General features: G+C 71.7%; 24 protein-coding genes. 13 read left to right on the forward strand and 11 right to left on the reverse strand.

Annotated elements, in window-relative coordinates; all coding sequences use genetic code 11:
- Position 1: 1 nt before the first annotated feature.
- From paaD to M2283_RS29875, 7 genes are all read right to left on the reverse strand, one after another.
- Positions 2-517, reverse strand: coding sequence for a 1,2-phenylacetyl-CoA epoxidase subunit PaaD (gene paaD, locus M2283_RS29845; protein WP_280879530.1), 516 nt, complete (start codon positions 515-517; stop codon positions 2-4).
- The gene (gene paaC / locus M2283_RS29850; RefSeq protein ID WP_280879531.1) at positions 511-1,341 is read right to left on the reverse strand and encodes a 1,2-phenylacetyl-CoA epoxidase subunit PaaC; all 831 of its coding nucleotides are present in this window, start codon (positions 1,339-1,341) and stop codon (positions 511-513) included. The genes paaD and paaC overlap by 7 nt, the downstream gene beginning before the upstream one ends.
- A 9-nt stretch (positions 1,342-1,350) precedes the next feature.
- Positions 1,351-1,653 (reverse strand): 1,2-phenylacetyl-CoA epoxidase subunit PaaB, encoded by a 303-nt coding sequence (paaB, locus tag M2283_RS29855; protein WP_280879532.1) that lies wholly within the window; start codon positions 1,651-1,653, stop codon positions 1,351-1,353.
- A complete protein-coding gene (paaA, locus tag M2283_RS29860; RefSeq protein ID WP_280879533.1) occupies positions 1,650-2,636 on the reverse strand; it encodes a 1,2-phenylacetyl-CoA epoxidase subunit PaaA in 987 nt (328 codons plus the stop codon). The genes paaB and paaA overlap by 4 nt, the downstream gene beginning before the upstream one ends.
- 111 nt (positions 2,637-2,747) lie before the next feature.
- A complete protein-coding gene (locus tag M2283_RS29865) occupies positions 2,748-3,578 on the reverse strand; it encodes a 3-hydroxyacyl-CoA dehydrogenase family protein (RefSeq protein ID WP_280879534.1) in 831 nt (276 codons plus the stop codon).
- On the reverse strand, positions 3,575-4,336 hold the full coding sequence (locus tag M2283_RS29870) for an enoyl-CoA hydratase/isomerase family protein (protein ID WP_280879535.1): 762 nt from the start codon (positions 4,334-4,336) through the stop codon (positions 3,575-3,577). Before M2283_RS29870 ends, M2283_RS29865 begins: the two co-directional genes overlap by 4 nt.
- Positions 4,333-5,556, reverse strand: a complete 1,224-nt coding sequence (locus M2283_RS29875) for a thiolase family protein (protein ID WP_280879745.1) — start codon at positions 5,554-5,556, stop codon at positions 4,333-4,335. Before M2283_RS29875 ends, M2283_RS29870 begins: the two co-directional genes overlap by 4 nt.
- A 173-nt stretch (positions 5,557-5,729) precedes the next feature.
- On the opposite strand from M2283_RS29875, the gene paaI reads away from it, so the two are divergent.
- From paaI to M2283_RS29895, 4 genes are all read left to right on the forward strand, one after another.
- Positions 5,730-6,164 carry a hydroxyphenylacetyl-CoA thioesterase PaaI gene (gene paaI / locus M2283_RS29880; protein WP_280879536.1) on the forward strand — a complete coding sequence of 145 codons (435 nt, stop codon included), beginning with the start codon at positions 5,730-5,732 and terminating at the stop codon, positions 6,162-6,164.
- Entirely contained in the window at positions 6,161-7,501 is a 1,341-nt protein-coding gene (gene paaK, locus M2283_RS29885; RefSeq protein WP_280879537.1) for a phenylacetate--CoA ligase PaaK, read from the forward strand. Before paaI ends, paaK begins: the two co-directional genes overlap by 4 nt.
- Before the next feature lie 189 nt (positions 7,502-7,690).
- Complete coding sequence (locus tag M2283_RS29890; protein ID WP_280879538.1) at positions 7,691-9,007, forward strand: amidohydrolase family protein; 1,317 nt, start codon at positions 7,691-7,693, stop codon at positions 9,005-9,007.
- Between the two features lie 10 nt (positions 9,008-9,017).
- Positions 9,018-9,869: an isoprenyl transferase gene (locus M2283_RS29895; protein ID WP_280879539.1), complete on the forward strand. Its 852-nt coding sequence runs from the start codon at positions 9,018-9,020 to the stop codon at positions 9,867-9,869.
- Between the two features lie 73 nt (positions 9,870-9,942).
- Here the strand turns inward: M2283_RS29895 and M2283_RS29900 are convergent, their stop codons facing one another.
- On the reverse strand, positions 9,943-10,290 hold the full coding sequence (locus M2283_RS29900; protein WP_280879540.1) for an alpha/beta fold hydrolase: 348 nt from the start codon (positions 10,288-10,290) through the stop codon (positions 9,943-9,945).
- Between M2283_RS29900 and M2283_RS29905 the strand changes: the two genes are divergently transcribed.
- The 7 genes from M2283_RS29905 (at position 10,289) to M2283_RS29935 (ending at position 17,212) form a co-directional block, all read left to right on the forward strand.
- Positions 10,289-10,999 carry a hypothetical protein gene (locus tag M2283_RS29905; protein WP_280879541.1) on the forward strand — a complete coding sequence of 237 codons (711 nt, stop codon included), beginning with the start codon at positions 10,289-10,291 and terminating at the stop codon, positions 10,997-10,999. The genes M2283_RS29900 and M2283_RS29905 overlap by 2 nt on opposite strands.
- Positions 10,975-11,235 carry a hypothetical protein gene (locus tag M2283_RS29910; RefSeq protein ID WP_280879542.1) on the forward strand — a complete coding sequence of 87 codons (261 nt, stop codon included), beginning with the start codon at positions 10,975-10,977 and terminating at the stop codon, positions 11,233-11,235. The genes M2283_RS29905 and M2283_RS29910 overlap by 25 nt, the downstream gene beginning before the upstream one ends.
- Positions 11,236-11,386: 151 nt before the next feature.
- Positions 11,387-12,175 carry a DUF4142 domain-containing protein gene (locus tag M2283_RS29915; RefSeq protein WP_280879543.1) on the forward strand — a complete coding sequence of 263 codons (789 nt, stop codon included), beginning with the start codon at positions 11,387-11,389 and terminating at the stop codon, positions 12,173-12,175.
- Between the two features lie 156 nt (positions 12,176-12,331).
- Positions 12,332-13,693: a DUF692 domain-containing protein gene (locus M2283_RS29920; RefSeq protein ID WP_280879746.1), complete on the forward strand. Its 1,362-nt coding sequence runs from the start codon at positions 12,332-12,334 to the stop codon at positions 13,691-13,693.
- Positions 13,694-13,826: 133 nt separating this feature from the next.
- Entirely contained in the window at positions 13,827-14,618 is a 792-nt protein-coding gene (locus M2283_RS29925) for a DUF4142 domain-containing protein (RefSeq protein WP_280879544.1), read from the forward strand.
- Positions 14,619-14,730: 112 nt separating this feature from the next.
- Positions 14,731-15,531 carry a TIGR04222 domain-containing membrane protein gene (locus M2283_RS29930; RefSeq protein WP_280879546.1) on the forward strand — a complete coding sequence of 267 codons (801 nt, stop codon included), beginning with the start codon at positions 14,731-14,733 and terminating at the stop codon, positions 15,529-15,531.
- 97 nt (positions 15,532-15,628) lie between these two features.
- Entirely contained in the window at positions 15,629-17,212 is a 1,584-nt protein-coding gene (locus M2283_RS29935) for an alpha/beta hydrolase (protein WP_280879547.1), read from the forward strand.
- Positions 17,213-17,299: 87 nt separating this feature from the next.
- Here M2283_RS29935 and hemQ read toward each other — a convergent pair whose 3' ends face one another.
- Positions 17,300-18,031, reverse strand: coding sequence for a hydrogen peroxide-dependent heme synthase (hemQ, locus tag M2283_RS29940; protein WP_280879548.1), 732 nt, complete (start codon positions 18,029-18,031; stop codon positions 17,300-17,302).
- Between the two features lie 4 nt (positions 18,032-18,035).
- Positions 18,036-19,490 carry a protoporphyrinogen oxidase gene (gene hemG, locus M2283_RS29945; RefSeq protein ID WP_280879549.1) on the reverse strand — a complete coding sequence of 485 codons (1,455 nt, stop codon included), beginning with the start codon at positions 19,488-19,490 and terminating at the stop codon, positions 18,036-18,038.
- A gap of 159 nt (positions 19,491-19,649) precedes the next feature.
- Here hemG and M2283_RS29950 point away from each other — a divergent pair, with 159 nt between their 5' ends.
- On the forward strand, positions 19,650-20,645 hold the full coding sequence (locus tag M2283_RS29950) for a DUF4349 domain-containing protein (protein WP_280879550.1): 996 nt from the start codon (positions 19,650-19,652) through the stop codon (positions 20,643-20,645).
- A gap of 27 nt (positions 20,646-20,672) precedes the next feature.
- Positions 20,673-22,061 carry an FAD-dependent oxidoreductase gene (locus M2283_RS29955; protein ID WP_280879551.1) on the forward strand — a complete coding sequence of 463 codons (1,389 nt, stop codon included), beginning with the start codon at positions 20,673-20,675 and terminating at the stop codon, positions 22,059-22,061.
- A 14-nt stretch (positions 22,062-22,075) separates the two neighbouring features.
- Here the strand turns inward: M2283_RS29955 and M2283_RS29960 are convergent, their stop codons facing one another.
- Positions 22,076-22,399 carry a hypothetical protein gene (locus M2283_RS29960; protein ID WP_280879553.1) on the reverse strand — a complete coding sequence of 108 codons (324 nt, stop codon included), beginning with the start codon at positions 22,397-22,399 and terminating at the stop codon, positions 22,076-22,078.

The following is a 22,399-nucleotide window of genomic DNA, read 5'->3' on the forward strand; positions in this document are numbered from 1 at the left end:
ATCAGATCTCCTTGACGTACTCGAACGGCTCCTGGCAGGTGCGGCAGCGCCACAACGCCTTGCAGGGGGTGGCCGCGAAGCGCGAGGTCTCCTCGGTGTCGACCGAACCACAGAGCGGACACGCGATCGTGCGCCGGGTCGGCGACAGATTCAGCGGAACGGGGCCCGCCGAGTGCCTCGGGGCCGCCGTCGGCGGTGCGATGCCGTGCTCGGCGAGCTTGCGGCGCCCGGCGGCGGTGATCCAGTCGCTCGTCCACGGCGGGTTCAGCACCGTACGGATCTCGACCCGGTCGAAGCCGGCCTCGCGCAGCCGAGCGTCGACGCCCGCGCGCATCTCGGCCATGGCGGGACAGCCCGAGTAGGTCGGGGTGAGGCTCGCGACGACCGTCCCGTCGTCCTCGATCGTGACGTCGCGCAGGACACCCAGGTCGGCCAGGGTGAGCATCGGAAGCTCCGGGTCCGGCACCTGTTCGGCGAGGTACCGGGCGCGTCGGACGTCGTGCAGGACGGTCACCATGTCGCCTCCGGGTGAGCGCGGGCGACACTCTGCATCTCGGTCACGAGCGGGCCGAGATGGTCGGTGTGCGCGCCCTGCCGGCCGGCACCGGGCAGGAACTCGGCCTGCGGCACGGGGAGTCCGGCCGCGCCGAGGACCTGCCGGAGGTCTTCCGTCACGGCGTCACGCACGTCGTGCGCGACGAACAGCTCTTCCCAGTACGGCGCCAGCGACTCCAGCGCCACCTCCGTGCGCGCGCGGGACTCCTCCGTGCCGTCGCCCAGGCGCACGGTCCACTCGGCGGCGTACTGCCGGTGGTAGGTGAGCTCCTTGACGCCCTTGGCCGCGATGGCCGCGAGCACCGGGTCGGGCGAGGCGGACAGCTCGACGAAGTGGGCGAGGCGCCAGCTGGACAGCACCAGCAACCGCACGATGGAGAACGCGAAGTCTCCGTTGGGCAGTTCGGCCAGGCGTACGTTGCGGAACTCGTCGGCGTCGCGGAAGTAGGCGTAGGCGTCCTCGCCGCGCCCGGTGCCGTCCACCTGGCCGCAGCGCGCGTACAGCAGCCGGGCCTGGCCGAGCAGGTCGAGCCCGATGTTGGCGAGCGCGACCTCCTCCTCCAGCTCCGGGGCCCGGGTGACCCATTCGGCGAGCCGCTGGGCCAGGACCAGGGCGTCGTCGCCCAACGCCGCGCAGAGGGCGACCAGTTCGACGGCGTCGACGCCCTCGGGGACGGTGGTGTCCACCCCGTGCAGCGGGTCCTCGAAGCCGGTGCCGAACGCCCAGCGGGCGTCGCTGTCGTCGTGCCCCTCGGCCAGGGTCATGTAGACGTGGTCGTCACTCATACCCGGCTCCTAGATGTGCGGGACATCGTCGGGGATGTCGTAGAAGGTCGGGTGCCGGTAGACCTTGTCGGCGCTGGGCGCGAAGAAGGGGTCCTTCTCGTCCCGGGTGGAGGCGGCGATGTGCTCCGAGCGCACGACCCAGATGCTGACGCCCTCGTTGCGCCGGGTGTAGAGGTCGCGGGCGTGGGTGAGGGCCATCTGGTCGTCCGCCGCGTGCAGCGAGCCGACGTGGACGTGGTTGAGTCCGCGCTTGCCGCGCACGAACACCTCGTACAGCGGCCACTCGCGTTTCTCGTTCTGCGTGTCGCTCATGCCGCCGCCTCCGCACGGGCTCGGGCCGCCTGCTTGGCGGCGTGGGCGCTCGCGGCCTCGCGTACCCAGGCGCCCTCTTCGTGGGCGGCCCGGCGCCGCTCCATCCGCTCGGCGTTGCACGGGCCGTCGCCGCTGATCACCCGCTTGAGCTCGGAGTAGTCAGGGGTGCCGTAGTCGTGGTGGCCGCGCTCCTCGTTCCAGCGCAGCTCCGGGTCGGGCAGGGTCACGCCGAGCTTGGCGGCCTGCGGCACGGTCATGTCGACGAAGCGCTGGCGCAGTTCGTCGTTGCTGTGCCGCTTGATCTTCCAGGCCATCGACTGCGCCGAGTTGGGCGAGTCGTCGTCGGGCGGACCGAACATCATCAGCGAGGCCCACCACCAGCGGTCCACCGCGTCCTGCACCATCTCCCGCTGCTCCCGGGTGCCGCGCATCATCGTCAGCAGCAACTCGTAGCCCTGGCGCTGGTGGAAGGACTCCTCCTTGCAGATCCGCACCATCGCGCGCGCGTAGGGCCCGTACGAACTGCGGCACAGGGGAACCTGGTTGCAGATCGCCGCGCCGTCCACGAACCAGCCGATGACGCCGACGTCGGCGAAGCTGGGCGTCGGGTAGTTGAAGATCGAGGAGTACTTCTGGCGCCCTTCGAGCAGCCGCTGCGTCAGCTCCGCGCGGTCGATGCCCAGGGTCTCGGCCGCCGAGTACAGGTACAGCCCGTGGCCGGCCTCGTCCTGGACCTTGGCGAACAGGATCGACTTGCGGCGCAGCGAGGGCGCCCTGGTGATCCACTCGCCCTCGGGCTGCATACCGATGATCTCGGAGTGGGCGTGCTGGGCGATCTGCCGGACCAGCGTCTTGCGGTAGCCCTCCGGCATCCAGTCACGCGGCTCGATCCGCTGGTCGCGCGCGATCGTCGCGTCGAACTGCGACTCCAGCTCCTGCACGGCGTCACTGTCGGGCGACGCGGCGGCGTGTGCCGTGGACATCTCTACCACCTTTCCCCTACCGACCATTCGTTCGGTTCATCATACGGTGAACCCCCCACGGGCTGGCAAGCTCTGGGCCGCGGGTTCCCATCCGGAACGGCCCTGTCCCGGTCACCATGGGTAGAAGCCCTGTCCCGTCTTGTGCCCGAGTTCCCCGCGCGCCACCTTCTCGCGCAGCAACCGCGGCGGTGCGAAACGCTCGCCCAGGGTGGCGTGCAGGTACTCGGCGATGGCGAGCCGCACGTCGAGCCCGACGAGGTCCGTCAGGCGCAGTGGCCCCATGGGGTGCTTGTAGCCGAGCCGCATCGCGTCGTCGATGGCCTCGGGCGCGGCGACGCCCTCCTCGACCATGCGGATCGCCTCCAGACCGAGGGCGAGGCCGGGGGAATCCCTGACGACGACGTCCTGCTTGCCCAGCGCCTTGGTCCACTCCAGCGCGGCCTCGACGGTGTGCGCGGCGGTGTCGGGGGCGACCACGATCTCGACCAGCGCGGAGGCGGGCACCGGGTTGAAGAAGTGCATGCCCAGGAAGCGGTCAGGCCGGTCCAGGACGGCGGCGAGATCGGCGACCGACAGCGAGCTGGTGTTGGTCGCGAGCACCGTCGTACCCCCGACGGCTTCCTCGGCCGCCTTCAGGACGCGGGACTTGAGCCCGGCGTCCTCGGGGACGGCTTCCACGACCAGTTCGGTGTCCGCGGACAGGGCGTCCACCGCCGGTACGACGGTGACGCGGCGGGTCACCCGCTCCGCGGGCTCGTCGAGATGGCCGCGCTCCTCGGCCCGCCTGAGACCGGCGCCGATCCGCTCCAGGGCCGCCGCGGCGGCCTCCGTCCCGCTCTCCACCACGGTCACGACCGAACCGGCGGTGGCGAAGGACTGGGCGATCCCCGCGCCCATGCGACCACCGCCGATGACGCCGACGGTCTTGGGTGCCGAGGTCATGCGCGGCTCCTTCGTTCGAGAAAGCGTGTCATACGGTCCTTCTTGTCCTCGCCCTCGAACAGCACGGCCTGGGCCAGGTCGTCGGCGACGGGGTGGGCGCCGGGCGAGTCGACGACGAGCTTGGTCAGCCGCAGGGCCGCGGCCGACGAGCGGGCCATGCGGTCCAGCAGCGCGTGCGCCTCCTCCAGCAGCTTCTCGGTCGGTACGACGTCCATGACCAGGCCCGCCGCCCGCGCCTCACGGGCGTCGAGGTTGCGTCCGGCGAGCAGGATCTGCTTGGCCACCGACTCGCCGACCAGCTCGGGCAGGCGCCGGCAGGCACCGGCCGCGGCGATGATGCCGAGGCCTTGCTCGGGGTTGCCGAACACGGCAGCGGGGCCGGCGATCCGCAGGTCGCAGGCGTAGGCGAGTTCGGCGCCGCCGCCCAGGGCCCAGCCCTCGACGGCGGCGAGGGTCGGCATGGGCAGGCGCCGGACGCGCTCGAAGAGGCGGCTGTTGATGCCCCGCAGCGCCTCGTCGCGACCGCGCTGCAGCAGCTCGGCGATGTCGGCGCCGCCCGCGAAGACACCGCCGTGGCCGGTCAGCAGGAGCAGCTTGGGGTCGCGTTCCAGCAGCTCGCACACCTGGTGCAGTTCGCTGATCATGCGGCCGCTGATGGCGTTGCGGGCCTCGGGGCGGTGGAGGGTGACCACGACCCGGTCGGCCCGCTCCTCCACCAGCAGGGTGTCGTAGGACCGGCGGTCGGTCGTGGCCGTCATACCCGCTCCACCAGGAGTGCGACGCCCTGGCCGACACCCACGCACAGCGTGGCCAGACCACGGCGGCCGTTCTCGCGCTCAAGGCGGCCGAGCAGCGTCAGCAGGATGCGGGCGCCGGAGCAGCCCAGCGGATGCCCCAGCGCGATGGCGCCGCCGTCGGCGTTGACCTTGTCCTCGTCCAGCTTGAGCCGGCGGATGACGGCCAACGCCTGTGCGGCGAACGCCTCGTTGAGCTCCACGGCGTCCAGCTCGCCGGCCTGCCAGCCGGCCCGGCCGAGGGCCTTCTCGCTGGCCGGTACCGGGCCCAGGCCCATGAGGTTGGGCTGTACGCCGGCCGACGCGGAGGCGATGATCCGCGCGCGTGGCGTGAGCCCGTAGCGGTCCACCGCCTCGGCACTGGCGACCACCAGAGCGGCGGCGCCGTCGGAGAGCGGTGAGGACGAGCCCGCCGTGACGATGCCGTCCTCGCGGAAGACGGTCCGCAGGGAGCCCAGCTTCTCCAGCGTGGTGGAGGGGCGGGGGCCCTCGTCGCGGGTCACCTCGCCGTCGCCCACCGGGACCGGCACGATCTCGCGGTCGAAGCGGCCCTCGTCCCGGGCTGACACGGCACGCTGATGGCTGCGCAGGGCGAAGGCGTCGGACTCGGCGCGGGTGATGCCGTCCAGGGCTGCGACCTCTTCCGCGGTCTCCCCCATGGTCAGCGTGAGCTTGGTGGTCAGCGGGTCGGCGCCCTCGGGCACGGCCCGGTCCGCGGCGGTGAAGCGCGGGTTGGTGAACCGCCAGCCCAGTGCGGTGTCGTGCACCTGTCCCGGCTTGGCCCAGGGCGTGCCGGGCTTCTCCATCACCCAGGGCGCGCGGGTCATGGACTCCACTCCCCCGGCGACCACGAGGTCCGCCTCCCCTGCGCGGATCGCCTGGGCGGCGGAGGCCACCGCCGTCAGGCCCGAGGCGCACAGGCGGTTGACGGTGTAGCCGGGCACGGTGTGCGGCAGCCCTGCGAGCAGCACCGCCATCCGTGCCACGTCCCGGTTGTCCTCGCCCGCCTGGTTGGCGGCTCCCAGGATGACCTCGTCGACGACCTCACCGGGAACGCCGGCGCGGCGGACGGCCTCCGCGACGACGAGACCCGCGAGATCGTCGGGCCGTACGGAGGCCAGGGCACCGCCGTAGCGGCCCTGCGGGGTGCGGGCCCCGTCGATGAGATAGACGTCGGACATCAGGCGGACTCCTCGACAGCGGACTCGGTCAACGTGCGGTGACGCCGGAGATGGTCAGGCCCCCCGGGGTTGTGCTGTGGCATGCGATCCACCTCTTGACATGCAGGGGTCTTGCTGGATTACTTGGCCGTGTCGCACGCTAACCGAATGTTCGGTCGGTCCACAAGGTGGTGGAAATGACGACCCAGGCACCTGGCACGACACCTGGTCCCGTCGAGCAGATGTTCGCCGCGGACGAGGCATCACAGCGGCTCGGCATCGAGCTGGTGCAGTACGGCGAAGGGACAGCCGTACTGCGGATGACCGTGACGCCCGCCATGGTCAACGGACACGGGATCGCCCACGGCGGTTACCTGTTCCTCTTCGCGGACACGGCCTTCGCCTGCGCCTGCAACAGTCACGGACCCGTGACCGTCGCCGCGGCCGCCGACGTCGACTTCATCGCCCCCGCGCACGAGGGCGATGAACTGGTGGCCACCGCGCGCGAGCGCATCCGGTTCGGCCGTAGCGGCATCTACGACGTGAGTGTCCTGCGCGGTGACGAAGTGATCGCTGAGTTCCGCGGCCGCAGTCGCACCCTCCGCAGCACACAACATGAGGAGCCGCAATGAGCAGCGAAGTGATGTCGCCCTTGGGAGCCCGCCGAGGGGACCCGCTTCCCGAGGCACTGCTGGACGACGCCGAGCGGATGTCGCGCGAGGAGGTCAGGGCTCTCCAACTCACCAGGCTGCGCACGACGTTGCGGCACGCTTACGACCATGTCGAGCTGTACCGCAAGAAGTTCGACGCGGCCGGGGTGACCCCCGACGACTGCACATCCCTGGACGACCTCGCTCTCTTCCCCTTCACCACGAAGGCGGACCTGCGGGACACCTACCCCTTCGGCATGTTCGCCGTGCCCATGGACCAGGTGCGGCGCGTGCACGCCTCCAGCGGCACCACGGGCCGCCCGACCGTGGTGGGTTACACCGAGAACGACCTCTCGATGTGGGCGGACGTGGTGGCCCGCTCCATCCGCGCCGCGGGCGGCCGCCCCGGCCACAAGGTCCATGTCTCGTACGGATACGGCCTGTTCACCGGCGGACTCGGCGCCCACTACGGCGCCGAACGGGCCGGCTGCACGGTGATCCCCGCCTCCGGCGGCATGACCGCGCGCCAGGTGCAGATCATCCAGGACTTCCGGCCCGAGATCATCATGGTCACGCCCTCGTACATGCTCACCCTCCTCGACGAGTTCGAGCGCCAGGGCGTCGACCCCCGCTCCACCTCGCTCAAGGTCGGCATCTTCGGCGCCGAGCCCTGGACCGAGGAGATGCGCCGTGAGATCGAGGAGCGCCTCGACATCCACGCGGTCGACATCTACGGGCTGTCCGAGGTGATCGGCCCCGGCGTCGCGCAGGAGTGCGTGGAGACCAAGGACGGGCTGCACGTCTGGGAGGACCACTTCTACCCCGAGGTGGTGGACCCGCTCACCGACGAGGTGCTGGCCGAGGGCGAGAGCGGCGAGCTGGTCTTCACCTCGCTCACCAAGGAAGCGCTGCCGATCATCCGCTACCGCACGCGGGACCTGACGCGGCTGCTGCCCGGCACCGCCCGGCCCGGGTTCCGCCGGATCGAGAAGATCACCGGCCGCTGCGACGACATGATCATCCTGCGCGGGGTGAACGTCTTCCCCAGCCAGGTCGAGGAGATCGTGCTGCGGACGCCGGCGGTGGCCCCGCACTTCCAGATCCAGCTCAGCCGGCGTGGCCGGATGGACCACATGACCGTCCGCGTGGAGGCCCGGCCCAGCAGCGAGCCCGCTCAGCGCGAGGCGGCCGTCAAGGACATCACGCGGGGCATCAAGGACGCGATCGGCGTGACCGTCGAGGTCGCCGTCGTCGACCCGGAGACCCTGGAGCGGTCGGTGGGCAAGCTGCGCCGAGTGAAGGACACACGCGACTCCTGAAGCGGCTGCCCTCAAGGGCGTTGAGGGCGGCCCGGCCGTGGTCGGTGGCGACAACCGTCGTCACCGACCACGGCATTTCTGTGAGAGGGATCACCCACCGCGGAACGAACTCCCGCACCGGCCTACCGTCTTGTGTGCGGTGACATCCGTCCGCCCCTCCCCCGCACCAGATTGGAACCACCCCGACCCATGTCGACGTCACGACGTTTCCATGCCCCGGTGGCCCTGCCCGCCGACCCGTCCTGCTCCGTGATCCGCGACGCGGTCCTCGACGTGGGCCCGGACGGCCGCATCACGTACTGCGGTACGGCCGCCGCGGCTCCCCCCATCGTCGACGAGATCCCCCGCACCCACCTGACCGGAATCCTCACCCCGGGACTGGTCAACACCCACGCGCACTCCCCGATGACCCTGCTGCGGGGCCTCGGCGGCGACCTGCCGTTGCTGCAGTGGCTCCAGGACGCCATCTGGCCGGCCGAGGCACGGATGCGGCCTCAGGACGCCCGCGCCGGAATGCTGCTCGGCTGCGTCGAGATGCTCCGGTTCGGTGTGACGACGAGCGCCGAGATGTACGCGCACGCCGAACAGGTCGTCGACGCGGCCCTGGAGGCCGGGAGCCGGGTCCTCGTCGCCCCCGCCGTTTTCGACCTGCCCGGAACGGACTGGCGCAGCGACATCGCCGCGATCGGCAAGTGGATCGACACGGACGGCCTCCGCTTCGGTCCGGGTGACCGTATCGAGCTGTGCTACGGGCCGCACTCGACGTACACCCTGCCGCCGGAGGCCCTGCGCGTCACCGCGGAGGAGTCCGCGCGGCGCGGCGCCCTGGTCCACATCCATGCCGCCGAGACGACCGCCGAGGACATCGCGACCCGGGAGCGGTTCGGATCCGCCCCTCAACTCCTCAAGGAGACCGGGCTGTTGGACGGGCGACTGCTGGCCGCCCATGCCGTCCACCTGTCCGACGACGACATCTCCCTGCTGGCGCAGGCGGGCGCCGGTGTCGCGCACTGCCCGGGCTCGAACGCCAAGCTCGCCTCCGGAACGGCCCGGCTGCACGAGCTGCGCGCGGCATCCGTCGCGGTCGGCCTCGGCACCGACGGACCCGCGAGCAACGACGACCTCGACCTGTGGGAGGAGGCCCGGCTCGCGATGATGTTCGCCCGCCTCTCCACCGCCGACCCCCTGGCGCTCACCGCCGAGGACGCGTTCCTCATGGCCACGACGGTAGGGGCCGCGGCCCTCGGCAGGACCGACATCGGCGCCCTGCGCGCGGGCAGTTGGGCGGACCTGGTCCACATCTCCGTGGACGGGCCCCACTTCGCCGCGGGCCTGGACGTCTCGGACAGCCACCTCGTCTCCAACCTCATGTGGGCGGCCGGCTCCCGTGCGGTCAAGGACGTCTGGGTCGCGGGCGAGCCCGTCGTCGAGGACGGCGAGACGGTCCGCGTGGACCGCGTCGCCGCCCAGCAGGCCGCGGCCCGATCCACCGCCCACATCATCTGAGGAGAGAGTCATGGCTGTACGCGGGTTCCTGGGGCGTCAGCGTCGTGAGTACAAGGCGCCGGAGCCGCACCCGTCGGGCGCCCGGGCGCCGAAGCTGCCGGGTGAGCTGGTGCCGAAGCACGTGGCGATCGTCATGGACGGCAACGGGAGGTGGGCCAAGGAGCGCGGGCTGCCGCGTACCGAGGGCCACAAGGTCGGCGCCGAGCGTGTCCTGGATGTGCTTCAGGGGGCGATCGAGGGGGGCGTCGGCGCGATCTCCCTGTACGCCTTCTCCACCGAGAACTGGAAGCGGTCGCCGGACGAGGTGCGCTTCCTGATGAACTTCAACCGTGACTTCATCCGCAAGACCCGCGACACCCTGGACGAACTCGGGATCCGGGTGCGGTGGATGGGGCGGATGCCCAGGCTGTGGAAGTCGGTGGCCAAGGAGCTGCTGATCGCGCAGGAGCAGACCAAGGACAACGACAGGCTGACGTTGTACTTCTGCATGAACTACGGCGGCCAGGCGGAGATCGGGGACGCGGCGAAGGCCCTGGCGGAGGACGTGAAGGCCGGCCGGCTGGACCCGTCCAAGGTGAATGAGAAGACCCTGGCGAAGTACCTGTACTACCCGGACATGCCGGACGTGGACCTGTTCCTGCGGCCCAGCGGGGAGCAGCGCACCTCCAACTTCCTGCTGTGGCAGAGCGCGTACGCGGAACTGGTCTTCCAGGACGTCCTGTGGCCTGATTTCGACCGTCGTGATCTGTGGCGGGCGTGCGTCGAGTTCGCCTCCCGCGACCGCCGCTTCGGCGGTGCGGTGCCGAATGAGGACCTTCTGGCCATGGAGCGGGACATCGCGGGGAATCCCCCGACCACATGAGAGAACTCCGGCCCGCGTGCAGTCCGGGGGGAGGGTCTGCAGCGGGCCGGAGCGTCATGGGGCGGCCGATGGGTCAGCCGGTGGTGGCCTGCTTGATGAGGTCGACGACCGCGTCGGGCCGCGACACGTAGATGGAGTGGCTGCCCGGCGCCTCGGCGACCGTGGCACCGGCGCGCTCGGCCATCGCCCGCTGGGCCGGCGGCGGGATCATCCGGTCGTCGGCCGCGACCAGGTACCAGCTGGGCCTGGTCTGCCAAGAGGGGTCGCTGACCGCGCCGTTGAGGGCTTCGCTGGCCCTGCTCGCGGCCTCCCGGACCGGCGACGAGTCGTTCCTGAGCAGCACCGGGATACCCACGTACGAGGTGCAGCCGCTGGACGAGGAGTCCGCGAACGAACTGGTGGCGGAGCGCTTCCCGGCCATGGCGGCCAGGGTCCGCCAGCGGCTGGTCGCGGAGGCCGCCGGCAACCCGCTGGCGCTGCTGGAACTGCCCGGCACGCTCAACGAGGCCCAGCAGACGGAGCGCGGACCGCTGCCGGCCGTACTGCCGCTGTCCGAGCGGCTCAAGCGGATCTTCTCCGTACGGGTCAGTGGACTCCCGTACGCCACAAGGGAGTTGCTGCTGCTCGCCGTGCTGGACGCCTCGGGCGATCTGCATGTCCTGGAGCGGTCCATGAGCAGCTCCGACGCGCTGACCGAGCTGGGCCCCGCCGAGAAGGCGGGGCTGGTGAAGGTCGATTCCGTGACGGGCCGGCTCGTCTTCCGGCACCCGCTCACCCGTTCCGCGGTGATGGAACTGTCGACGAGTGCGGAGCGCCGGCGAGGGCATCTGGCCCTGGCCGGTGAGTTCCCTGAAGGCTCCGAGCGCCGGGCCCGGCACCTGGCCGCGGCGGCCGTCGGACCGGACGATCAGGTGGCGTCCCTGCTCCACCGCGTGGCCTACGGGACGCTGCGCCGCGGTGACGCCGTCGGTGCCATCACCACCCTGCTGCGCGCCTCCGAGTTGAGCGGCGAGGCGACGACCAAGGCGCGGATGCTGGCGGAGGCGGCCCGTCTGGGCCCCAACATCAGAGGCACCTGGCGAGCCTGCTGGTCACCAAGCAGCACATGTCCGAGGCGCTGCGGACCATAGGCACCGGCGACACCTGGGCGTCCGAGTCCTACGCGAAGGTCACCGACACCATCGGCGCCCTCGTCACCGCGGGCGTCACCGCCGGGACGATCCGCTCCGACCTGGAGACGGCCGACGTGGTGCTGGCGATGAGCGGACTGCTCCGGCTGGACGCGTCCGGGGACTGGAGAGCCCAAGGCGACCGGTTGATCGGGTCGTTGATGGACGGTTTGCGGGCCGGCGCGAAGTCGTCCTGAACCGCCGAACTCGCTCCCAAGCCGCCAACACCGACCGCAAGCCCCCGACCTCACCCTTTTGCCGACCCTTTAGATCTTTGCCCGTTCTTTGAACATCGCCATCGTCCCGCCCGTACCTCCTGGCACCGTCGGTCTCATCCGGGAGGCACCCTTGCCGCGCATCAACGGCACAGCCGTCTTCGTCACATCACTCGTCGCCACCCTCGGCGCGCTCGCGTTCCCCATGTGGCAGTACGCCGACCGCATGGGCACGGGGCAGGCGAACGTGGCGGCGAGCACCGTGAACACCCAGTGGGGACCGCTGACCGCGGCGGACCGCGACCTGATCGTGCGGGTACGGCTGGCCGGGCTCTGGGAGCTGCCGGCCGGGCAGCAGGCGATCGAGCGGGCGCCCAGCCAGGCGATCAAGGAGGCGGGCGACCATCTCATCGTCGGCCACACCGACCTGGACAAGCGGGTGCGGATCATCGCGGCCCAGCTCGGGGTGGCGCTGCCGAACCAGCCGAACGAGCAGCAGCAGGGGTGGCTGCAGGAGATGAGCGCGGCGCAGGGTTCGCAGTACGAGTACAAGTTCGTGAACCTGCTGCGGGCCGCGCACGGCAAGATCTTCCCGGCCATCGGCACCGTACGGAACACCACCCGCAACACGCTCGTCCGCCAGCTCGCCTCGGACGCCAACCAGACCGTGCTCGACCACATCACGATCCTGGAGAAGACCGGCAAGGTCGACTTCGACGCCATTGCCAACGACGCGGTGGCCGGCACCACGGCCAGCCCGACCGGCCCGGCGGCGCCCGTCCCCGGCCAGGTGGCGCCCTCGGCCCCGGCCGCCGAGGCCAGCGGTGACATCGGTACGACGTCCCGGCCGTCGCCGGGCGCACCCGGCACCGTCAACACCGGCCGCCCGGACCCGGTGGACACGGCGGGCGTCCTCCAGTGACCCCGTAGGCCGCGGACGCGTCCCAACCTCAAATGTTGCTCTGAAGGCGGAGGGGGAGCGGTTCACGCGCGGCGGCCGGGGCCATACCCCCTCCACGTCGACGCAGACGGCACGGACATGCGGAGGAAGCCGAGGAGGGGACGGGCGATGGAGCGAGTGACGAGGCTGGGGACGGGCATCGGGTGGCGGCCGGAGATCGCGGACGCCGTGGAGCGGATGCCGGGGATCGACTGGGTCGAGGCGGTGGCCGAGAACGTGTGCCCCGGACACCTCCCCGAGTCGCTGCGGCGGCTGCGCGAGCGCGGGGTGACCGTGATCCCGCACGGTGTCTCCCTCGGCCTCGGCGGCGCCGACCGGCCCGACGCCGGCCGCCTCGCCGCGCTGGCCGAGCGGGTCGAGGCACTGGGATCGCCGCTGGTCACCGAGCACATCGCGTTCGTCCGGGCGGGCGGCCCACTGACCGCGACCCCGCCGCTGGAGGCCGGGCACCTGCTGCCCGTCCCGCGCACCCGGGACGCCCTCGACGTGCTCTGCGAGAACGTCCGCATCGCACAGGACGCGCTGCCGGTACCGCTCGCCGTCGAGAACATCGCCGCGCTGATCGCCTGGCCCGGCGAGGAGATGACCGAGGGACAGTTCCTGTACGAGCTGGCCGACCGGACCGGCGTACGGCTCCTCATCGACGTGGCCAACCTGCACACCAACCACGTCAACCGTGCCGAGGACCCGGCCAAGGCCCTCGCCGAACTCCCCCTGGAAGCCATCGCGTACGTCCATGTCGCGGGCGGCTTCGAGCGGGACGGCGTCTGGCACGACAGCCACGCCCACCCCGTTGCGCGCCCGGTCCTCGACATCCTGACCGACCTCGCATCGCGGGTGTCGCCGCCCGGAGTGCTGCTGGAGCGGGACGAGAACTTCCCCGAACCGGCGAAGCTGGAAGGGGAGTTGGCGGCGATCAGGAAGGCGCTGACGGTGGGGCGCGTAGCCCGGGAGGGCGTCGCGGCGGGACACGGGACCGGGGAGCTGCGGTCCGCCGGGCGAGCGGCAACCGACCCGGCACCGACAACCCCCACCGAACCGACCGAGCCCGCGACCCCCGTCGCCCCCGCCCGCCAGCGCCTCGCCCTGGCCCAGGCCGCGCTGCTCTCCGCTCTCGTCGCCGGTACGCCCGTGCCCGAGGGGTTCGACCGGGTCCGGCTCGGCGTGCAGGCGCGGGCGTTGGACGGGAAGCGGGCCGATGTGGTGGGCAAGCTCGCGCCGGAGCTGCCGGAGATCCTCGGTGCGGACTATCGCGGCCACTTCCTCGCGTACGCCCATGGGCACCCGATGACCGGCGGCTACCGGCGGGACGCCCTGGACTTCGCCGAACATCTGCTGCTCGCCGGGCTGGTCGAAGAGACGGGAGCACGGCAGGAACTGCGGGAGTGGTGGCTGGAGCGGTCGGGTCCTGTGCCGCACTCGCGGCGGCCCGGGGTGCGGCTGGCCAGGGCGACGCGACGGGTGCTGCTGCGCCGCTGAGTGGGGGCTGAGCGAAGGGTTGCGGGAGTGGCCACGTGAGGGGCCACACAGCATCGCGGGGCAGACCGGGCGGTAACATAGCAACTTCCGCACCCTGAGCACACTGCTGTGCGGTGCCGCACCGGGAGGGGCCATGCGACCGCGACCCCCTGTCAGAGGACGGGGCATCTTCAGTGGCACCGGGCTCATCATCATGGGCCTGACCGCGACGCTACTGGCGTTGATCTTTCCGATCTGGTCCTACGCCGACCGGTCCGGAGTCAGCGCGGACGCGAACGTGCTCAACGCCCAGACGGTGTCGACCAGTTACGGTCCGCTGTCCGCGCTCGACCGCGAGTTCATCACCAAGGTGCGGCTGGCCGGGCTGTGGGAGCTGCCCGCCGGCAAACAGGCCGAGCAGAAGGGCACGACCCAGGCCGTACGGACGGCGGGACAGCACCTCGTCGAGGGGCACACCTTCCTGGACCAGCGGGTGCGCGACGTCGCGGCCAAGCTCGGGCTGGCGCTGCCCAACGAACCGAACGACCAGCAGAAGCAGTGGCTCGCGACGCTGAACACGGCCCAGGGCGTCGACTACGACAGCAAGTTCGCCAACCTGCTGCGGGTGGCGCACGGCAAGGTGTTCTCGGTCGTCGCCCAGGTCCGCGCGAGCACCCGCAACTCGCTGGTGCGCACGCTGGCCGACGACGCGAACACGACCGTGCTGGACCACATCGAGGTGCTGGAGGCCACCGGGTACGTCGACTGGGACGCCCTGGCCCGGGACATGGCCGCCGCGAGCACTCCCCCGCTCGCCAACTCTCCGACGGGGCTGAGCACCGACCCGGTCCCGGTGGCACCGTCGGCGTCACCGACCTTCCAGCCGCCGCCGTCGTCGTTCACGCTCCCGCCGCCCGCCTCCAGCCCGCCGCCCCCACAGCCGTAGCCACTGCCGTAGGCCGTTTCACGCCAATCGGAACGTCACATACCGACAACACTCCGTCCGGATTGTGAACAGGGCATGGCGCTTCCCCGCGCCCCTGGCATAGAAACGCGGCATGTTCTGGGTCCTTCTTCTGCTGCTGGCCTGGGCCGTCGCCGGCTCGGCCTGTACACGGCTGTGTCTCGCCGCCGTACGTGTGGCGGCCGTGGACGCGGATGCCGGCACGGACGTCCGGGGGCGCGGTCTGACGCTCTACGAGGCGGCGTTCCTGTCCGGCGGCCCCGGGCGGGTCGCCGATCTGACCATGGTCTCGATGGCCCGGCAGCAGCGGCTGCTGCTGGCCCGCACCGGCTGGGCGACGGTCGTCGACCCGCGCGGGCGCGACGAGATGGAGCGTTCGGTGATAGGGGCCATCGGGCCCGAGGGGCAGAGCCGTATCGCCCCGGTGCGAGCCGCGACGGCCTCGGCGGACGCCGTGGGCAGCCTCGGCGACCGGCTGGTCAGCGCGGGCCTCGCGGTGCCCGCCGACGGCCGCGGCGGCATCGCGGCGGGCATCCGCCAGGTGCAGTTCGCTGCGCTCGCCGTGTTCGGCCTCGGGGTGGCGGCGCTGCTGCTGCCGGCCCCGCCGGACATGCCGCGCGGCCTGGTCGCCCTGTGGTTCGCGCTGCCGCTGGCCCTGGCCCTGAGCTGCCTGGCGATCGCCCGCGTCGAGGTCCACCCGTACTCCCGCTGGGCCTCCCCGGCCGGCCAGCGCCTCCTGGGCGCCCTGACCCGGCGCGCCGGGGGCGGTGACGACCGTACGTACCTCACCTCCGTCGCCGTACGAGGGGTCCGCGCGATCGGTGAACCGGACCTGCGCGAGGCCTTCGAGCACCGGGACCAGCCGTGGCGCGAACCACACGCCGGGGGCGCATAGGGGGCATTGAGCCCGACACCGGCGGGCGGTGCTTGCCTTCGCCCGAACTCGTACGAAACATCCCTTCTGTCGCCGCCGTGCACCGAAGGGATACGCGATGAGAGCAGCCGCCTTCTACTCGGCCGCCGGATCCTTGCTCCTGACCACCCTCGCCACCGCCCCCGCCACCGGTCTGCCCGGTGTCCCGGGCGCCGTCGAACAGCGCGGCACCGCCGTGGCCGCATCGCGCGCCGCCGCCGCCGGCGTCGACTTCGGGAACTGCGCCGACGCGCAGGACATGCCCGGCAGCATGCAGTGCGGCACGGTCTCCGTCCCGCTCGACTACGCGCACCCCGGTGGCAAGCAGATCCGGCTGACCGTCAGCCGGGTGCGGGCCACCCACAAGGACCCGCGCAACAGCAAGCGCCGGGTGCCGCGCCAGGGCGCCCTGGTCTACAACCCGGGCGGCCCCGGCGGCGACGGGTTCTACTTCCCGCTGATCGGCCTGATGCCGGAGTGGAAGCGCATCGCGTCCGCGTACGACCTGGTCGGCTACTCCCCGCGCGGGGTCGGCCGCTCCGCCCCCGTCTCCTGCCAGGACCCCAAGCACTTCAGCAAGGCGCCCTCGCAGTCGCCGACGTACCCCTCGGAGTCCTACAAGCAGGAACGCATCGCGCAGGCGAAGGCCTACGCGCGCGGCTGCGCCCAGCGGACCGGCAGCTCGCTGCGGTACTACACCTCGCTCAACAACGCCCGTGACCTGGACGTCCTGCGGGCGGCGCTGGGCGAGGAGAGGCTGACGTTCATGGGGGCGTCGTACGGCACCTACTTCGGGGCGCTGTACGCGACGCTGTTCCCCTCGCACGTGCGGCGGATGGTCTTCGACTCGGCGGTGAACCCGGACCCGGAGCAGATCTGGTACCGCAACAACCTCGACCAGTCGGCCGCGTTCGAGGGCCGCTGGACGGACTTCCGCGAGTGGATGGCCGAGCACGACAAGGTGTACGGGCTCGGCGACACCGCCGACGCGGTGCAGGGCAGCTACGACAAGGCGGCCGCACAGCTCGCCGCGGAGCCGGCGGGCGGCAAGGTGGGACCGGCCCAGTTGCAGGGCGCGTTCCTGACGGCCGGGTACTACGACGACTACTGGCCGCACCGCGCGCAGGCGCTGTCGGCGTATCTGAAGGGCGACCCGAAGCCGCTGATCCAGCAGGCGGGACCGCATCCGGAGGCGGCGGCCGAGGCGGAGAACTCCAACGCCGTGTACACGGCCGTCGAGTGCAACGACGCGTCCTGGCCGACGGACTTCAAGGTCTGGGACCGGGACAACACGCGCCTCGCGCGCGTGGCGCCGTTCGAGACCTGGGACAACGTCTGGATGAACCTGCCCTGCGCGTATTGGCCCGCGCCGCGTCAGCAGGCCGTCGATGTGCGGACTGCGCCGGGGGAGCTGCCGTCGACGTTGATCCTGGCGGCCGAGCGGGATGCCGCGGCACCTTATGACGGAGCCCTCGAATTGCATCGGCGCTTGTCGGGCTCGGTCCTGGTGACGGAGCGGGATGCCGGGACTCACGGGATCGCGGGCGGCCCCAACCGGTGCGTCAACGGGTATCTCGACGCGTATCTGTTGGAGGGGCGGCTGCCGGTGCGGCGGGCTGCTTGTGCGGGGCATGCGGAGCCGAAGCCTGGGGTCGCCGAATAACGCCGTCCGCAGGCCGTCCTGGGCTGGTCGCGCAGTTCCCCGCGCCCCTTTCGGGGCGCGGAGCGCACCGGCATCGAAAGCCGGGCCCTAGGCCAGGCCGGCTACCAGCTCGCCGATCTCCTTGCGGCGGCCCGTGTAGAACGGGACCTCCTCGCGGACGTGCAGACGGGTCTCGGAGGCGCGCAGGTGGCGCATGAGGTCGACGATGCGGTACAGCTCGTCGGCCTCGAAGGCCAGGATCCACTCGTAGTCGCCGAGCGAGAACGAGGCGACCGTGTTGGCGCGCACGTCCGGGTAGCCACGGGCCATCTTGCCGTGGTCGGCGAGCATGCGGCGACGGTCCTCGTCGGGCAGCAGGTACCAGTCGTAGGAGCGCACGAACGGGTACACGCTGATGTAGTTGCGCGGCGTCTCGTCGGCCAGGAAGGCCGGGATGTGCGAGCGGTTGAACTCTGCGGGACGGTGCAGCGCCATGTTCGACCAGACCGGCTCCAGCGCGCGGCCGAGCTTGGTGCGGCGGAAGAGGTTGTACGCCTCCTGGAGCTGGTCGGCGGTCTCGGCGTGCCACCAGATCATGAGGTCGGCGTCGGCACGCAGGCCCGACACGTCGTACGTGCCGCGGATGGTCACGTCCTTGGCGGCGAGCTGGTCGAACAGCTCCTGGACCTCGTCGGCGTAACCGGCGCGGTCGTCGGGGAGCACGTCCTTCAGCTTGAAGACGGACCACAGGGTGTAGCGGATGGCCTCGTTGAGGTCCTTGGCCAGCTTGCCCTTGTTCGGGACACGGCCGGGCTCGGTGGTGGGGGCGTCGTCACTCATGCGGCTATTCTCCCGCTCCGCCGTGCAGGCTCTGCACCGGGTTGGCGGTGAGCTCCCGGACCGCCGTCAGGTCGCCCGCCAGTTGGTCGACCGCGGCATACGCGCTGGCGATGCAGGCCGGGATGCCGACGCCGTCGTACTGTGCGCCGCAGACCGCGAGGCCCGGGAGCTTGGCGACGTGCTCACGGATGCGGGCCACGCGCGCGTGGTGGCCGACGGGGTACTGGGGCAGGCCGTCGGTCCAGCGGGTGACGCGGGTCTCCAGAGGCGTGGCCGCGAGGCCGGTCGCCTCGCGCAGGTCGTGCCGGGAGACGTCGACCAGGCCGGCGTCGTCCCGCTCCAGGACCGCCGTCTCGCCGTACCGCCCGACGGAGGTGCGCAGCACGACCACGTCCGGGTTCTCGTCGGCGATCCAGCCCCACTTCTGAGATGCGAACGTCGACGCCTTGATGGTGCGCCCCTCGACCGGCGGCACCAGGAAGCCGCTGCCGTCGGGGAGGTCGGTGTCGGCGCGGCGGTAGGCGAGGGTGACCAGGGCCATGGACGCGTACTCGACGGCGCCCAACTCGGCCGCGGCGGCGGGCGCTTCGGCCCCCAGCAGTCCGGCGGCGGCCGGAGCGGGTACGGCGACGATCACACCGTCGGCTTCGAGCACGCGCTCTCCGGCGACGACCCGCCAACCCGATGCGCCGTTGCGGCGCAACTCCCGCACCGGCGTCCCGGTCAGGATCTCGCCCCCACGCTCCCGTACCGACTCCGCGACGGCGAACGGCAGTTGGCCCACGCCGCCCTCGATGCCCATGAACACCGGCCCCGTCTGCTGGGCCGCGGCGGCCCGGGCCTGGATCTCGCGGACCGCCTCCGTGAGGGAGTCGTGCGTCAGCGCGGCCTGGTAGAGCTGCGGGACGGCCGAGCGCATCGAGATGCGGTACGCGTCGCCCGCGTACACACCGCCGAGCAGGGGCTCCACGAGGCGGTCGACGACCTCGCGGCCCAGCCGCTCCGCCACGTACTCCCCCACCGCCACGTCGTCCCCGACCTCCGTGCGCGGCAGCTCCGCGTCGCGCTCGATGCGGGCGAGGCCCTCGTCGGACAGGACCCCGGAGAGGGCGGCGGCGGTGCCGGGTACGCCCATGACGTGGCCCTTGGGCATGGGGCGCAGGGCGCCGCGGGTCCAGAGCGAGGCGGTCGCGGTGGCCGGTGCCTGGAGCCGGTCCGTCAGCCCGACCTCGCGCGCGAGGGCCACGGCCTCCGGTCTGCGGGCCAGCATGGACTCGGCGCCGAAGTCGACGCGCGCGCCCGCGATCTCGCCCGGCAGCAGCTTGCCGCCGACCCGGTCCGACGCCTCCAGCACGGTGACCCGCACGCCCCGCTCCAGCAGCCGGTGGGCCGCGGTGAGACCCGCGATACCGGCTCCGATGACGACGACGTGCCCCGCACTGCTACCCGTTGCGCTCATGCCCTCCACTTTCGCAGACCCCACTGACACTCCCGCCGGGGCCCGGTGTCCGGCACGAGTCCCGACCGTGACCTCATCGGGACCGATCCACCCCAACGTCCGGGCCCCTCCGGGCGTCGAAGAAGCATCAGTCGGTCATGACACTCGGGGGTACGCCTCATGCGCACACGACATTCCGTACGACCGGTCCACGCCCTGACCGGACTCCTGCTCGCCGCGTCGCTCGCGCTGGCCGGCTGCGGCGGCTCGGACAGCAGCGATTCCGGCACCACCAGCGCCGCCGACGCGAAGAGCGGCCCACAGGCGGCCGAGGCGGCTCCGGGCGGCGAGCAGGACAGCGCCGGCGACAAGAACGCGAGCGGTGGCAAGGCACCGACCGCGCCCAAGCTCTCCGCGAGCCACATCATCCGCACGGCCTCGCTGACCGTGCAGGTCAAGGACGTACCGAAGGCGCTCGACGAGGCCCGTACCACCACCGAGAACGCGGGCGGTTACGTCGGCGACGAGACCACCAGCCGGGACGAGGAGGGCGACGAGCACACGCGCGTGGTGCTGCGGGTGCCGGTCGAGAAGTACGACGAGGTCCTCGTCGATCTGCAGGGCGCGGGCAAGCTCTTGCACCGGACCGCGAAGGCCCAGGACGTCACCGACCAGGTCGTCGACGTGGAGAGCCGCATCAAGTCGCAGCGCGTCAGCGTGGCCCGGGTGCGGGAGCTGATGGACCAGGCCACCAAGCTGAGCGACGTGCTGGAGCTGGAGGGTGAGTTGAGCACCCGGGAGTCGGACCTGGAGGCGCTGCTCGCCCAGCAGGCGTCCCTGAAGGACCGCACGAGCCTGGCCACGATCACCCTCTCCCTCACGGAGACACCCGTGAAGGCGGTCGCGAAGGACGACGACACCGGGTTCGTGGACGCGCTGGCCGGGGGCTGGGACGCGTTCGTGACGATGCTGCGCTGGCTGGCGGTGGCGTTCGGCGCGGTGCTGCCGTTCCTCGCGGTGGCGGCCCTGCTGGTGCTGGCCTGGCTGCGGCTGATCCGGCCCCGGCTGCCGCGCCGCCCGGCCACCGCGCCCGCGACGAGCGCGCTGGGCCCGCTGCCCTCGGCCCGGCCCGTACCCGACACCACCGGTCGCCGGGAGGGCGGCGAGCAGGACTGAAATGCCGTGTGCCCGTAGCGTGTTCGCATGGACATGAGTGCTGCACGGGAACGACTGGTCGTGATCGGCGGCGACGCCGCGGGAATGTCCGCGGCGTCGCAGGCACGCCGTCTGAAGGGTCCGGACGAGCTGGAGATCGTGGCGTTCGAACGCGGCCACTTCACCTCGTACTCGGCGTGCGGCATCCCGTACTGGGTGGGCGGTGACGTCTCGGCTCCCGAGGAGCTGATCGCCCGTACGCCCGAGGAGCACCGCGCGCGGGACATCGATCTGCGCATGCGTACCGAGGTCACGGAGATCGACGTGGCCGGCGGACGCGTACGCGCGCGTGACGTCGATTCCGGCGCCGAGTCCTGGACGTCATACGACAAACTCGTGATCGCGACCGGTGCCCGGCCGATCCGCCCGGACATGCCGGGTGCCGACGCGCCGGGCGTGCACGGCGTCCAGACGCTCGACGACGGCCAGGCCCTCCTCGACTCGCTGGCACGCACGCGTGGGCGACGCGCGGTGGTCGTCGGCGCCGGTTACATCGGGGTGGAGATGGCCGAGGCGCTCATCAACCGCGGCTACGAGGTGACGGCCGTCAACCGCGGCAGCGAGCCGATGTCCACGCTCGACCCGGACATGGGGCGCCTGGTGCACGAGGCCATGGAGGGCCTCGGCATCACCATGGTCAACAACACCCAGGTCACCAAGGTGCTCACCGGCGAGGACGGCCGGGTCCGGGCAGTGGCCACACAGGACGCCGAGTACCCGGCGGACGTGGTGGTCCTGGGCATCGGCGTACGCCCGGAGACGACGCTCGCCGTCGCGGCCGGCCTCCCCCTCGGCGCCCACCACGGCCTGCTCACCGACCTCGCGATGCGGGTCCGCGGACACGAGAACATCTGGGCCGGCGGCGACTGCGTCGAGGTCCTCGACCTGGTCTCCGGCCAGGAGCGCCACATCGCCCTGGGCACCCACGCCAACAAACACGGCCAGGTCATCGGCACCAACATCGGCGGCGGCTACGCCACCTTCCCCGGCGTCGTGGGCACGGCGGTGTCCAAGGTCTGCGACCTGGAGATCGCCCGCACCGGCCTACGCGAAAAGGACGCCCGCCGAGCCGGCCTCCAATTCGAAGCGGTCACCATCGAATCCACCAGCCGCGCCGGCTACTACCCCAACGCCTCCTTGATGACCGTCAAGATGCTCGCCGAACGCCGAACAGGCCGCCTCCTGGGCGTCCAGATCGTCGGCAGGGAGGGCGCGGGCAAGCGGGTCGACATCGCAGCGGTAGCCCTCACGGCCTGCATGACGGTGGAACAGATGACGACCCTGGACCTGGGCTACGCACCCCCGTTCAGCCCAGTCTGGGACCCGGTACTGGTAGCGGCCCGCAAAGCGTCAAGAGCGGTACAGCAACGCCCTTGAGGGGCGCGGGACTGTCAGGCGGTCCCATTGATGCGCTCGATAGCCTGACGCGCCTGATCCGCCGGAGGCCTCGGCGGCAACGATGAAACCGACGCGGCCGCCGGCATGGCGACAGGCTGCTCCCCCGCGGGCTTCGCATGCGTGGCCGCGGGCCGAGTGGACCGCAACCGATTGCTCACCGCTTCATCGAGCGTCACCGGCCGCTGCATCTGCGCGGCCAGCCGTCCCGCCTCCTGGCCCAGCCGGGCCACGTCTTCCCAGGGCAGCCGGATCACCAGGGAGATCTCCGCCTCGCCGTCCGGCGTGGCCTGCATCGGAGGAGTAACTCGGTCGTTCAT

Origin of the sequence: Streptomyces pseudovenezuelae (assembly GCF_029892565.1) — a bacterium.
Taxonomy (GTDB): Bacteria; Actinomycetota; Actinomycetes; order Streptomycetales; family Streptomycetaceae; genus Streptomyces; species Streptomyces pseudovenezuelae_A.